Below are 13,717 nucleotides of genomic sequence, written 5' to 3'. Positions count from 1 at the left end.
CGTCCGGGCTGAGACTGAGGACGATGGGGGCGTTGTCGCGGTGCCGACGGTCCCCACTCCGCGACCGACGGCCCTCGCCCGCTATAGATCATCCTCACTAGATCATCCCCACTCCGCGACCGACTACCCTCACCCGCGATAGACGGTCCCGACCCTGCTATAGACGGTCCCGACCCCTATTACCTGCGCCAGTTGTGCCCCACCTGCGCCGAAACTATGCAGCCCATCCATTCCTCGGCTGCTGCACTGACCTAGTTGCGCCAGTTGTGCCCCACCTGCGCCAGATTTTTTGGCGCAGGTGGGGCACAACTGGCGCAGGTGCGAAAAGGGGGAGTGCGATCAGACCGGGGGAAGTCTACGGGGTCGGGGAATGCAACCAGGCCAGGACCCTCAGTTCCCCAGGCCATGGGAGCAAAGCGTCGCCCCATCGACTCCCAGCGGCTCGACGATATCGCCGGGCAGACTCCGCAAGATGTTGACCAGGGCGAGGACCGATGGACGTGCCATCGTCCCAGGCCTGCCGCACACGACGATGTCGCGGTGGGGTCGAGGCGGGGTGAACTCCCGAATGACGATGCGGGGGTCCTTCGGCTTGGGCGCCGACACCGCACTGCGTGGCATCAGCGTTCGTCCGGCCCCCACTGACACCAGCTCGCGGATCGTCGATAGCGACCCTGCCGACAGACCATCCGATGGCATTGGATGCGACGGGCTGCACACCTCGAGCACTTGGTCACGCAAACAGTGCCCCTCCGACATCAGGATGAGTCCATCGGTGGGGATGCCACGGGGATCGATAGGCCCCTCGTCATGGGCCAACTCGTCGTCAACACCTGTCACCAACAGGAACTCCTCACGGAAGACCGGAATCACCGTCAGTGTCTCGTCGGTGACAGGAGCCGCAACCACGGCGACGTCAAGATCCCCTCGGTGGACGGCCTCCAGCAAGTGAGCCGTGCGTTTCTCCACGACGTGGATGTTGACACCGGGGTCGTGCTGGTCGAAACGGGCGATGACGCGGGGCAGCAGGAACGGCCCCAGGGTGGGGAAAACCCCAACCCCAAGCTGGTGGGTCGCCCGGTTCGATTCGTCCAAGGCCAAGGTCCGAATGTCGTCAGCCAACACCAGCATTTCCCGAGCGGTCTGAACAATACGCTCGCCCACCGGCGTGATCTCGATGCGTCGTCCCGCCTTGACGACCAGCGGCACACCGAGCTCGGTCTCGAGCCGATGAACCTGCGTCGACAGGGTCGGTTGACTGACGCCACACGACGCCGCTGCCCGGCCGAAGTGGTGTTCCTCGGCCAGGGCGACGAGGTACCTCAGATCACGAAGGTTCACGCGAGGTCAGCTTTGCGTGGGGTTCTGGCGAATGAGGTGATCGAACGCCCCAAGAGCCGCCGTCGCGCCAGCACCCATCGAGATGATGATCTGCTTGTAGGGCTGGGTCGTGCAGTCACCGGCAGCGAATACGCCCGGCACCGAGGTGGTGCCGCGCTCGTCGACGACGATCTCACCGCGTCCGGTGCGCTCCACAGCACCCTCGAGCCACTCGGTGTTGGGCAGCAGGCCGATCTGGACGAAGACGCCAGACAGCTCGATGGACTTGGTCTCACCGTTGGTGCGGTCCTCGTACTCCAGTCCGGTCACCTTGGAGCCGTCTCCCACGATCTGGGTGGTGCGAGCCGAGGTGATGACGTCGATGTTCGGCAGGGACTTGAGGGTGCGCAGCAGCACGTCGTCGGCCTTGAGAACGTCAAGGAACTCGACGACGGTGACGTGGTCGACGACACCGGCCAGGTCGATGGCTGCCTCGATGCCGGAGTTTCCGCCACCGACGACGGCGACCTTCTTGCCCTTGAACAGCGGCCCGTCGCAGTGTGGGCAGTAGGTCACACCCTTGGTGCGGTACTCCTCCTCGCCAGGAACGCCGAGGTTGCGCCAGCGCGCGCCGGTCGCGAGGACAACCGAGCGGGCGCGCAGGTCGCCGTCGGTCAGATGCACGGTCGTCATGCCGTCGGCGGTTTCGAGGCCAGTAGCGGTCTGACGCTCGACGATGTCGATGTCGTAGTCGTTGGCGTGGGCACGCAAGGCGTCGGCCAGTTTCGGGCCAGTGGTGTGAGGCACCGAGATGAGGTTGTCGATGGCCTCGGTGTCGAGCACCTGACCGCCGATCCGAGACCCGACCATCGCGGTGCGAATGCCCTTGCGGGCGGCATAAACGGCAGCCGCAGCACCGGCAGGACCAGCGCCGACGACGAGCACGTCGTAGGGGTCACGCTCGGACAGGTTTTCCTTGGCTCCCTGAGCCGCGTCGGCGTCAAGACGTTCGAGGATTTCGGCCATGTCCATGCGGCCTGAACCCCAGTCTTCGCCGTCAAGGTAGATGGCTGGCACCGAGGCGATTCCCTTGGCCTCGACCTCGTCGGTGTGGGTGCCACCCTCGACGGCCGTGTGGTGGATATTCGGGTTGAGGACGGCCATCGCGTTGAGGGCCTGCACCACCGTCGGGCAGTTCTGGCAGGTCAGCGACATGTAGGTGACGAAATGGTGCTCGCCCTTGACCGCGCGCACCGCGTCAATGAGGGACTGCTCATCCTTGACGGGGTGGCCGCCGACCTGGAGCAGAGCCAGCACCAAAGAGGTGAACTCGTGGCCCATCGGCAGACCAGCGAAGCGGACATCGATCTGGGAACCGGGTCGGGTGATGGCGAAGGACGGGGTGCGCTCATTGTCCACGGGCTCACCGACGCTCACCTTGTCCGAAAGGGCGGCGATCTCGGCAAGGAGCTCGTCCATCTGAGCTGACTTCGACGACTTCGTGGCGTCGTCTCCCCGGTAGGGGGAGGGCACCAGGATGATGGGCTCGCGCACCATCTCGAGGTAGGTCTTGAGCTGGGTGGTCAGGGCGCTGTCAAGCATGGTTCTCCTGGATGGGGGAAGTGGGGGACGTGAATGTGCCGGTCCGGGGATCCGTCGCAGGGACGTTTGCCCCTGCGACAGATGCTCGGGTCGGATCAGATCTTGCCGACCAGGTCGATTGACGGGGTGAGGGTGTCGGATCCCTCTTCCCACTTGGCCGGGCAGACCTCGCCCGGATGGGTGTAGATGTACTGGGCAGCCTTGACCTTGCGGACGAGCTCGGTGGCGTTACGCCCGATGCCCTCGGCGGTCAGCTCGTAGAACTGGATGACGCCGTCGGGATCGACGAGGAAGGTGGCTCGGTCGGCCTGTCCGGCTCCTTCGCGCTCGACGTCGAAGTTGCGCGTCAGCTGGAGGTTCGGGTCGCCGATCATCGTGTAGTTGACCTTGCCGACGGTCTCGGAGTCGGCGTGCCATGCCTTGTGGACGAAGTGCGAGTCGGTGGACACCGAGAACACCTCGACGCCTAGCCCCTGCAACTCCTCGTAGTGGTCGGCGAGGTCACCCAGCTCGGTCGGGCAGACGAAGGTGAAGTCACCGGGGTAAAAGAAGAAGATGGCCCACTTGCCGTTGATGTCGGCGTCGGAGACCTCAATGAAGTCCCCATTGCGGAAGGCGTTGGACGTGAAGGGGAGGATCTTGGTGTTGATGAGACTCATGTCAGTCCTCTCTGGTCGATGGCAAGATAGCTCGAACCTATCAGCTAGGGGGTTCATTATAGGTAACGCCTATTGCGGGCAAGAATTGGGGCGCTGCGCGTCATCAAGGCCCACAACCGTGGCATGATGCCCCCATGGTCACTCCGCACCTCGATCTCCCGTTGTTGGCTGAGGGCAAGGTCCGTCGCCTCTACCGCCTCCCCGATCAGCCGGGCCGCCTTCTCATGGTCGCCACTGACCGGATCAGCGCCTACGATCACGTCCTGACCCCGGGTGTTCCCGGGAAGGGAGCCATCCTGACGAACATGTCGCTGTGGTGGTTCGACCAACTCGCCGACATCGTCGACAACCATCTCGTCAGTCTTGACGTCCCCGCAGAGGTCGCCGGACGGGCCATGGTCGTCGAGGAACTCGAGATGTTCCCCGTCGAATGCGTGGTGCGGGGTTACCTCACGGGCTCCGGCTGGGCCGAGTACCAGCGCACTGGTGCAGTGTGTGGAATCAGCTTGCCCGACGGGCTGCAGGACGGGTCCCGACTCGAGGAGCCCATCTTCACCCCGGCTGCCAAGGCTGACCAGGGCGAGCACGATGAGAACATCGACTACCTGCATCTGGTGAAACTCGTCGGCCCTGAGGTCGCCGCCCAGTTGCATGACCTTTCGCTGCGGATCTACCAGCGCGCCGAGGAGATCGCACGCCAGCGCGGCATCATCCTCGCTGACACCAAGTTCGAGTTCGGTCGTCGTGCCGACGGCACCATCGTCCTGGCTGACGAGGTCCTCACCCCTGACTCCTCGCGTTTCTGGGACGCGCAGACCTGGCAGCCTGGCAAGGGTGCTGACTCCTTCGACAAGCAGTACGTGCGGGACTGGCTGGCCCAGGAGTCCGGTTGGGATCGCACCAGCGACGAGGAGCCTCCAGCCTTGCCCGAGGAGGTCGTCGAGGCCACCAGCCGCCGCTACGAGGAGGCGTGGGCGCGTCTGACCGGCGGCCACATGCCCGACGATGAGACCGCTGCCGATGGCACTGTTCCTGGCGCAGTCGACGTCCCCGACGAGCCGGATCGCCGTAGTGCCGATAAGATTGGTGCCATGTCACGTGTAGTGGTGGATGTCATGCCCAAGCCCGAGATCCTTGATCCCCAGGGCAAGGCCATCACATCGGTCCTCGCCCGACTCGGTCATGATGGCCTGACCGTGCGCCAGGGCAAGCGCTTCGAAATTACCGGTGAGGGCTTGGAGGGCCGTCTCGACGAGATTCGTCAGGTCGCCTCCGAGTTGTTGGCCAACACCGTCATCGAGTCCTTCGACGTGCGCGTGGAGGACTGACGATGGCACGTATCGGAGTCGTCACCTTCCCCGGCACCCTTGACGACCAGGATGCCGCTAGGGCCGTTCGCCTGGCCGGGGCCCAGCCTGTCCCGTTGTGGTACGCCTCGACGGATCTGGCCGGGGTTGACGCCGTCATCCTTCCGGGTGGTTTTTCCTACGGTGACTACCTGCGAGCGGGAGCCTTGGCTGCAGCTTCGCCTGTGATGTCGTCGATCCGCAGTGCGGTGGACGCTGGTCTTCCTGTGCTCGGCATCTGCAACGGTTTCCAGGTGCTCTGTGAGTCCCACCTGTTGCCTGGCACCCTCATGCGCAACGAGAAACGGCGTTTCCACTGCTCGGTGCAGCAACTGCAGGTCGCCAGCGTCGACACCGTGTGGACCTGCGCCTTCTCTCCCAGCCAGCGCATTCGCATCGCAGCCAAGCACGGTGAGGGCAATTATGTGGCTGACGCTGAGACCTTGGCGGCCATGGAAGCCAACAATCAGGTCGTGTTCCGTTATACCGCCAACCCAAATGGTTCGGTTCACGACATCGCCGGCATCACCAATGAGTCGGGCAATGTTGTCGGTCTCATGCCACACCCGGAGCATTCCGTCGAGGAACTCACGGGTGCTGGCACCGATGGGCTGGGATTCTTCCGGTCCCTGCTGACGTTCTTGTCGGCGCAGCTGTAAGACGTGGTGTCCGGGATTTCCGGGCATGTGGTGCGACGGGGTGGACCTCATGGGTCACCCCGTCGTCGTGTTGTCATGGCAAGGTCGTCACAGCAGGGTCGTCAAAACTGTGCTGCGCCGAACAGTCTCGTCACTGCGCGACGTGGATGCGCTGGCCGAGCGGGGAATCGGGGCTGACGCTGGTCAGGGCTGCTGCCCCGTCAAGTCCCTCCCCGAGAGGCGTGACGATGCGCGCCCCCGGCATGGCCACCGAGATTTCCTCGAGGATCGCGGCATGGATGAGGGGAGACCTCATGACGCCGCCCAACAGGCCGACGGCAGGGCTGTCCTCGTCACCCAGATGGGTCTGACGCAGCCCGGTCAGCGATGAATGGGCTAACTCATGAGCCGCGCGCACGCAAATGTCGCGGGCGACGTGATCGCCCTCTTCCGCCGCAGCGGTGACCTTGGCGGAGTAGGCGGCGATGCGCGAGACCATGAGGGGATCGGCGTGGAGTTCCAGGTAAGCGGCCTCGATGTCGTCGAAGTCCCCGCCTATGGTCTGGCTGAGGATTGTCTGTTCGCCACGGCCGTCGTGGGCGCGCATGACGGCATCGAGGGCGTGACGGCCCAGCCAGAACGCTGACCCAGCATCGCCAATGACGTAACCCCAGCCGTCGACACGGGCGACATTGTGGTGGCCGACGGCCAGCGTGATGACCCCGGTTCCCGCTGCCGTCACAACACCGAGCTGGTCGCCCAGGGCGCCGAGGTAGGAGGTGATGGAGTCATGGGCCAGCAGCACCCGAGCGACGCCGTAGGGTTTGAGGGCCTCCAGGACAGGAGCGGGGTCTTCGTCATCGCGGGCTCCCGACGATCCGATGGCCACGGTGCAGTCTGACCCCATGACCTGCGGGTGGGCCTTCACGACGTCAGCCATGACGGTCGCGAACTGCGGGGCGAGGGGGAGGGCGGTTCGCACACCTGATGAGGTGACCATCCACCCCGGACCCCATGGGCCCGGCTCGCAGCGGACACGGGTACTGGACTGTCCGGCGTCCACGGCGAGGACGGGACAGGACTCACTGCGCACGGCATCACTCATGTCATCAGGGTATGGGCACAGGGCGCCGCGTGCCCATCAGAGCACCCGGGATGATCACGATGTCCGACCGAAACACGGCGAACAGGGGCGAACAGGGAAGTTCACGGCCCAGGGGGGAGTGAACGTCGCCGGTGTCTCAGTCGAGAGTTGCGAGTGCCCCGAGCACTTCGTTGAAGGCCTCGGTTGACGACGGGTGGGTCCAGATGCCGTCACGCAGCGTCTCGTAGCGGGCTCCCAGCCGCATGGCCAGACCGACGAGGTTGACCAGTTCCTGCGAATCAATGCACCACAGGGTCGCCCCCAGGATGGTGTGGTCGTCGGCATTGACGAGAACTCGGATGAGGCCCTCGGTTTGCCCGACGATCTTGGGGCGCGGCATGGCGGCGATCGTGGCGACGTCCTTGGTGGCCACGAGGACGTTGAGACCGGACTGTCGGGCTTGGCGCATCGTCATGCCCACCTGGGACAGCGGCGGGTCGAGGAAGGTCGTCGTCGGGACGGCCACCCGATCGTTGCGACGACGCGGACCGTCGTGAAGGGTGTCCCACAGCACCCGGTTGTCGTCGAGGGAGACGTAGGTGAACTGTGGGCCGCCATTGACGTCACCGACTGCGTAGACCCCATCGACAGTGGTGCGTAGCTGGTCGTCGACGGTGATGTAACCGCGCTCGTCAGTGGCCACTCCGGCGGCCTCAAGGTGGAGGTCCTCAGTGGCGGGGAGCCTGCCTGCTGCGACCAACACAGCATCGGCGGTGAAGGTTTGGCCGCCTGTGACGACGTCAACGTGGTCGCCGGTGTCGTGGAACGAGGTGGCGCGCGCATCCGTGACGATGGTGACCCCTTCGCTGTCCAGCATGGTGCGAACGCGGTCGGCGACGTCGGAGTCCAGAGCCGGGGCGAAGGTTTCGCCGGCTTCGAGCAGGGTGACGTGGGAGCCGAATCGGGCGAACATCTGGGCAAACTCGAGCCCAATGAAGCCACCACCCACGACGACGAGCCGTGACGGCAGGGGATCGACGTGCTGGATCGTGGTGGAGTCGTGGACTCGGGGGCCATCGGCGCCGGGAATCGGGAGGGTCGCTGGGTGGGCTCCAGTGTTGATGATGATCGTCTCGGCGTGCACGGCGATTTCCTCGTCGCCACCAGAGACTGCCACGCTGTGAGGCCCGGTGAAGCTGGCCACCCCGTCAAGGAGGAGCACCTTGTCTTCGAGCATGGCGTGGTTCAGCCTGGCGATGAGGGTGTCCCGGTCGGCGACCGCCGAGGCGAAGTAGGAGATGGGGTCACGACCATCGCGCTTGGATACTGAGTCGATGAGGTCCTTGGTGGGTACGCAGGCGATGTTGATGCAGGTGCCGCCGTACATCTGTGGTGACTTTTCGACGAGGGCGACTTTGCGGCCCTCCCCGGCGAGGCGTCCGGCGATCGTCTTACCGGCTTTGCCCCATCCGATGACCAGAACATCGACCGTGAGCTCTGTGTTCGACACTGGTACTCCTTACGGTGTGTACGCGATTGGTGGTCGGTGGCCCATCGCATCGCCGACTAATGCCATCGTGTCACGGTGCTCGGCCCGGTCAGCCGCTTTTCGCGTAGCGCGCATGGATGCCGATGCGTGCTGGTATGAATGTCGGCTTCTTTTTCTGATGGCCACGGTGATGTGTTTTCCCAGGTAATAGAAATGACGCGGATTATATGTACGTCCTCGGACGGGGAAATCCGGGTCAGCGTGTTCTTCTAAGAAATCGGCAGGGGTAATGTTCTTTGACTCGCTCGATACTGAGGAGGAGCCGATGAGGAGTCCTCGGTTCGTGGTCGTCATGACTTCGTGTGTCTTGCTCTGTTTCGGTGTGGCGGGTTGCAGCACGATTCAATCTGAGGCGGATGAGCAAGCAGCAAATAGCGCCGACGTTGCCGTGCCCCGTGCGCTGCGAAAAGAGTTGGACTCGTGGGGGCTTCCCTCGCCCGGTGAGCGTGCGGACGCCGCGCAGACATGGTTCAACGAGACCAACCCGCCGGATGTTAACGTCGTCGACCGGTGGGTTGTGCGTAGTCGTGAGGGGACCCGGTTTCGTGTCGACTTATACAGGCATGTGGAGTCAGGCTCTCTTCTGCCACCTGACGGGGGAAATCGGCATCCTCGGTCGCGTGTCGGGTTTACGACGTGGCCCATGGGGTGACGGTCCAGCAGGTTGACTGCCCCGAGGAATCGTTGGCTGAGTTGCCGTGATGCTGCTTTCTTGGCCGCCGGCTCGTACTCGTCAACCGTGAACACGAGACACCCGATCGGTTCGAGGTGCAGCCGTCCCCAGGTGTCTGGTCGACATCGCCCGCTTTCTACTCGAAGCGGGCGGGTTTAGACCCCAATTACGCTGTCGATCGGGATGGGCCAAAAACGACCAAATCACACGCAGTCTTGACGGAAAATCAGGGAATCTTATGTGAGATTCGCAGGTCGTACGCGCCTGAGATAATATAAGGCGGCGACCGCCAAAAACGAGGACGATGGACCAAGACACTCCGTAAGGAATGTTGGATGTGAGCTGATTGTTGGTGAATGCCATTGCGACAATTGACGAGGTCAGTGGGATGAACATCGTTGAAGACAGTGATTCAACAATAACTGACGAGCTGGCCATTTCTTCAATGGTGATTCCGTCGGGAATATCTGGGTCTTCGAAGAAGATGTTGAGCGTGTCAAGGTAGGTCAGTCCCATGCCTATGCCGGCAACTGTCCACAGCGCTACGAAATACAATGTCGGGTGGGAGAGGTGCCATTTGTCCAAGGTCAGCAAGCTGATCGCGAGAGCAGAGGCTATTAACAAGGTCAAGCCGATGATGGATCTCCTCCGGTAGACACGCAGGCTTTTCGCGGGCTTCATTCCGCAAAAAACCCGAGCAAAGCCCATGCGAGGCCACCTCCTGTAAGGATATAGCCGAGCGACTCGGCATTGGCGTGGTAAATGTCGTGTGCTGTCAAACCGACGAGTTCATTAGCGGAGAAATAGCTCCCAGTTAAGAAAAACATGCCAGCCAAGGCGGCTCTTCGCGGCGTTCTCCGAGAGAAGGTGTGCTCAGGCATCAGCAAAATAGCAACTCGCCACAAAAGTGCAATGCCAATGAGGAGTAAAATAACCTTAGCTATCCCCTTCAGGGGTAGTATGGTGGCGGTTACGCCGACGACGATGAGAGCGAGGGCCTCGTATGAAATTGGAGTGTCCTTCTTGCTGTCCTCGGACTCCAGGTTAAAAGCGATGACAAATCTGGCGACCAAGAGCAAGGGCAGGTAGAGCAGCATCGCCCACCGCCACGACAACAGATGTGTGACCCAAGCGGCATAGGCTGGGCCAACCACAGAGGCGATTACCCAGCTGGCCGAAGCGAACGCCAGTGTAAGCTGTCGTGCCCGTCCCGATAATCCGAGTGCTACTGCGCCGACCGACGTCATCGCGAGAATGGAACCAGCTAAGCCTCGTATGGCTGACCCGATCATGAAAACGACAATGTTCGGCGCAAGGGCACTCGTCAGCGCCCCCAAGACCAGTGCGAGAGTGGCGCTCACCAAAAGCTTGGACAACCGCATCCGGTTGATCGCAGCGGCGCCTATTGGCAGTCCAGCCATAGTCGCAACAGATGAAACTCCGAGAATCACGCCGTAGAGGTTTTGGCTGTTCAAATCCTTTGCATGGATGGGCAAAATCAACTGGTTGAGATAGACTTGCATGCCGCCAATCAGTTCAAGGGTGATGACAGCTATAGAAATAAACATGCCAGATTTACGCGTACTCAATACTACCTCCTAACAATGAAGAAGAGGGGTGCGGTTGACCTGATCGATCTGTGTTCGCAGTTGACCTGTGGCGCAATGGTACCGGCTCTTTGTCGTTGTGTTGGGTGCGTTGACGATCATGGTCGAGTCGCCGGTGTTGACGGGTTGTCGGCTGTTCTGTGGGTCGTTCGTCACGCAGCATGAGAACACCGCACCACCCCGTCTTTTGAATTCTTTATCGAACCGGCTGGTGGTTTCGATCTGCCAGGTCATAGGTCACATTCGTCCCATAGCTCGCTGATGGGGTGAGACTGGTAGTTGTCGTTGGCGTAGTCAGTGAGTGCGTCGCGTGCTACTTGTAGATCGAACTCGTCGGCGATGCGGTCGAACAGAGCTTGTTTGAAAGCCTCACTCAGAGACTGCGAGTGCAGGCGGGCGTAGGCGTCCGCTACGCGACGCTCGTGGTCGGTTAAACGGATCGAAAAACCCATGACGTCACCTCTGCCCCTGATAACTGTGTAGTTCATTGTGCTACGCGGGGTGGGTGCTGTCTGCCCTGTGCGCCCAGTCGTCGACGTGCCCGGCTAAAAGCGGTGCACGTTCCTCATCGCAGGAGGCCTCCACTCGCCAGGCCGCACTCAACGCGAAGAACCGCTCCATCCAGACGAATACTGCCTCTGGATGCTCACGGCTCGTGTCACTGTCTTAGTCTGGTGGTGTGAGTTCGATGAATTTGACCCGCGAGGAAGCCCGTCACCGCTCTGAGATCATCACGGTCGAGAGATACCACGTCCGCATCGACGTGCGTGGTGCTGACGCTGATGGGGCCACCCACTTCACCTCCAGCACCAGGGTGCGATTCTCGACCAAGGAGCCCGACACCTTCTTGGACTTGCTCGACGGCGAGATTGAGTCGGTCATCGTCAACGATGAGGAGGTCGAGCCGGAGTACGACGGCTCACGTATCCAGCTTCACGGGTTGAACACCCGCCGCAAGAACCTCGTCGTCGTGACCGCCAAGCTGCCGTACCAGCACACCGGCCAGGGTCTGCACCGCTTCGTTGACCCGGCTGACGGCAACGTCTACCTCTACACCCACTTCGAGGCCGCCGACTCACGCCGTATGTACACGGTCTTCGAGCAGCCCGACCTCAAGGCCCACGTCGACTTCGACGTCCTCGCACCGCAGGGATGGCGCGTCATCTCCAACCAGGTCCATGAGGACACCCGGGAGGAGGAAGACGGCATCCTGCACGACTTCGCCCTGACCCCGCGGATGTCGACCTACCTCACCGCCATCGCCGCTGGCCCGTACGTGCGATTCGAGGACGAATGGCACTCCCGTGACGGCTCAGAATCCATTCCGCTGGGAATCCTCGCTCGTGCCTCCTTGGCCGAGTATGTCGACGATGAGGCGATCTTCGAGATCACCAAGCAGGGCCTGGCTTTCTACCACGATGCCTTCGGCTACCCCTACCCGTGGGGCAAGTACGACCAGATCTTCGTGCCCGAGTACAACCTGGGCGCCATGGAGAATCCGGGCCTGGTGACCTTCACCGAGAACTACATCCACCGCGGCCCGGCAACTCGCTCCGAGCTTGCCGCCCGGACCAACACCATCCTCCACGAGATGGCTCATATGTGGTTCGGAGACCTCGTGACCCCCAAGTGGTGGGATGATCTGTGGCTCAAGGAATCCTTCGCCGAGTACATGGGAGCCCACGCCTCGGTCAACGCCACACAGTATCGCGAGGCTTGGACGAACTTTGCCGTGGGTCGCAAGGCCTGGGCCTACACCGCCGACCAGCAGTCGACGACCCACCCCATCGTCGCTGACATCGTCGATCTGGAGGCGGCCCGTCAGAACTTCGACGGCATCACCTACGCCAAGGGAGCGTCGGTGCTCAAGCAGCTTGTCGCCCACGTCGGCGTCGAGAAGTTCTTCAGCGCGGCACGCCACTACTTCCGCGAACTGGCCTTCTCCTCGGCCACCCTCGACGACCTCATCCGTCACCTCGAGAAAGCCTGCGGGCGCGACCTGACCTCCTGGGTCGATGCCTGGCTCAAGACTGCCGGCCCCGACGTCCTGTTGCCCGAGCTCACCGTCACCGACGGGACCGTCCAGGAACTCACCGTGGTGCGTGACTCCCTGGACGTGCGCACGGGTCGTGACGTCAACCGCCCCCACACCCTGCGCGTCGGCCTGTACTCCCTTCAGGGAGACGATCTGGTGCGCACCGACCTCATTGATGTCACCTTGTCCTCCCCGCGCACTCCGGTGCGTGAGGCCGTCGGTAAGCCCGCCCCGGATCTCGTCCTCATCAACGACGACGACCTCACCTACGCCAAGGTGCGTCTGGGAGACACCGGGACGGCGACCGCGCTGGCCCACCTGTCCGGCCTGTCGAACCCGCTGGCCCGCGCCCTGGTCTGGTCGATGCTGTGGAACGCGGTGCGTGACGCCAAGCTCAAGGTCCAGGACTACCTCGACGCCGCTGCCCAGCATGGCCCCAAGGAGACCGAGCCGGCCATCCTCACCACCGTCTTGCAGCAGACACGGATGGCAGTCGAGAACTACCTTCCCGATTCTGCCCGCGACACCGCTCGTGGGGCCGAGGCCGCCCGCGCCTGGCAGGGACTCGACGGGTCCGAGCCCGGCAGCGACCTGCAGCGTATCTGGGCCCGCCACGCGCTCACCCTGTCGGCAGCCGACCCGGACTCGGCCGATCGGGTTCGTGGACTCCTGGACGGCAACGTCACAGGTTTGGTTGTCGACCCTGAGTTGAGGTGGCAGGCCTGGATGGCCCTGGCAGCCCTCGGACAGGCCAGCGTCGAGGACCTGGATGCCGAGCTGGAACGCGACCGCACCAAGACCGGCGTCGCCCACCACATGGCTGCCCTGACCGCTCGTCCCGACGATGCCGCCAAGCAGGAGGCCTACCGTCGCCTGCGCACCCCTGGCGAGCTGTCCAACGAGCACTGCCTGGCCCTCCTCGACGGTCTGCGCACCCCGCTGGGATCCGAGACCTTTGCCGGCCTCAACGGCTCCTACTTCGACGACCTCGAACAAATCTGGCAGGAGTTCCCCATCGAGATGGCCCAGCGTCTGGTTGTCGGGCTCTTCCCCGACGGTGACGTCGCCGCGGCTGCTGATCGCTGGCTGGTCAGCCATCCTTCGGCTTCCGGTGGCCTGATGCGGATGGTCAAGGAGAGTCGGGACACGGCCTCGCGCGCCGAGACCGCCCGTGACTACAACGCCTGACAAGCAACCAGGTTGC

At 62.9% G+C, this 13,717-nt stretch carries 11 protein-coding genes and 1 pseudogene; 4 read left to right on the top strand and 8 right to left on the bottom strand.

From position 1 onward, the window contains the following. Window positions 1-390: 390 nt before the first annotated feature. From O6R08_RS09105 to ahpC, 3 genes are all read right to left on the bottom strand, one after another. A complete protein-coding gene (locus O6R08_RS09105; protein ID WP_271417833.1) occupies window positions 391-1,341 on the bottom strand; it encodes a hydrogen peroxide-inducible genes activator in 951 nt (316 codons plus the stop codon). Between the two features lie 6 nt (window positions 1,342-1,347). Further along, a complete protein-coding gene (gene ahpF / locus O6R08_RS09100; RefSeq protein ID WP_271417832.1) occupies window positions 1,348-2,922 on the bottom strand; it encodes an alkyl hydroperoxide reductase subunit F in 1,575 nt (524 codons plus the stop codon). A gap of 95 nt (window positions 2,923-3,017) precedes the next feature. Further along, the gene (ahpC, locus tag O6R08_RS09095; RefSeq protein WP_271417831.1) at window positions 3,018-3,581 is read right to left on the bottom strand and encodes an alkyl hydroperoxide reductase subunit C; all 564 of its coding nucleotides are present in this window, start codon (window positions 3,579-3,581) and stop codon (window positions 3,018-3,020) included. A 134-nt stretch (window positions 3,582-3,715) separates the two neighbouring features. On the opposite strand from ahpC, the gene O6R08_RS09090 reads away from it, so the two are divergent. Continuing rightward, window positions 3,716-4,909, top strand: a complete 1,194-nt coding sequence (locus tag O6R08_RS09090; RefSeq protein WP_271417830.1) for a phosphoribosylaminoimidazolesuccinocarboxamide synthase — start codon at window positions 3,716-3,718, stop codon at window positions 4,907-4,909. A 2-nt stretch (window positions 4,910-4,911) separates the two neighbouring features. Continuing rightward, the gene (gene purQ, locus O6R08_RS09085; RefSeq protein ID WP_271417829.1) at window positions 4,912-5,586 is read left to right on the top strand and encodes a phosphoribosylformylglycinamidine synthase subunit PurQ; all 675 of its coding nucleotides are present in this window, start codon (window positions 4,912-4,914) and stop codon (window positions 5,584-5,586) included. Between the two features lie 130 nt (window positions 5,587-5,716). Here the strand turns inward: purQ and O6R08_RS09080 are convergent, their stop codons facing one another. Together O6R08_RS09080 and O6R08_RS09075 are read right to left on the bottom strand one after the other, a co-directional pair. Continuing rightward, the gene (locus O6R08_RS09080; RefSeq protein ID WP_271417828.1) at window positions 5,717-6,670 is read right to left on the bottom strand and encodes an N-acetylglucosamine kinase; all 954 of its coding nucleotides are present in this window, start codon (window positions 6,668-6,670) and stop codon (window positions 5,717-5,719) included. Window positions 6,671-6,806: 136 nt separating this feature from the next. After that, the gene (locus O6R08_RS09075) at window positions 6,807-8,159 is read right to left on the bottom strand and encodes a dihydrolipoyl dehydrogenase family protein (protein WP_271417827.1); all 1,353 of its coding nucleotides are present in this window, start codon (window positions 8,157-8,159) and stop codon (window positions 6,807-6,809) included. A 304-nt stretch (window positions 8,160-8,463) separates the two neighbouring features. On the opposite strand from O6R08_RS09075, the pseudogene O6R08_RS09070 reads away from it, so the two are divergent. Then, window positions 8,464-8,900: pseudogene (locus O6R08_RS09070) on the top strand (hypothetical protein). Between the two features lie 31 nt (window positions 8,901-8,931). Here O6R08_RS09070 and O6R08_RS09065 read toward each other — a convergent pair. From O6R08_RS09065 to relB, 3 genes are all read right to left on the bottom strand, one after another. Then, window positions 8,932-9,579 carry a hypothetical protein gene (locus O6R08_RS09065; RefSeq protein WP_271417826.1) on the bottom strand — a complete coding sequence of 216 codons (648 nt, stop codon included), beginning with the start codon at window positions 9,577-9,579 and terminating at the stop codon, window positions 8,932-8,934. Then, the gene (locus O6R08_RS09060; RefSeq protein WP_271417825.1) at window positions 9,549-10,460 is read right to left on the bottom strand and encodes an MFS transporter; all 912 of its coding nucleotides are present in this window, start codon (window positions 10,458-10,460) and stop codon (window positions 9,549-9,551) included. Before O6R08_RS09060 ends, O6R08_RS09065 begins: the two co-directional genes overlap by 31 nt. 248 nt (window positions 10,461-10,708) lie before the next feature. Beyond that, a complete protein-coding gene (gene relB, locus O6R08_RS09055; RefSeq protein ID WP_271417824.1) occupies window positions 10,709-10,930 on the bottom strand; it encodes a type II toxin-antitoxin system RelB family antitoxin in 222 nt (73 codons plus the stop codon). A 236-nt stretch (window positions 10,931-11,166) separates the two neighbouring features. Here relB and pepN point away from each other — a divergent pair, with 236 nt between their 5' ends. Beyond that, on the top strand, window positions 11,167-13,701 hold the full coding sequence (gene pepN / locus O6R08_RS09050) for an aminopeptidase N (RefSeq protein ID WP_271419341.1): 2,535 nt from the start codon (window positions 11,167-11,169) through the stop codon (window positions 13,699-13,701). The last annotated feature ends 16 nt before the right edge of the window (window positions 13,702-13,717 follow it).

Source organism: Cutibacterium equinum, assembly GCF_028021195.1.
In the GTDB taxonomy this organism is placed as follows: domain Bacteria; phylum Actinomycetota; class Actinomycetes; order Propionibacteriales; family Propionibacteriaceae; genus Cutibacterium; species Cutibacterium equinum.
Note: the sequence above shows the minus strand (reverse complement) of the source record. Positions and strands in the feature narration are given on the sequence as shown.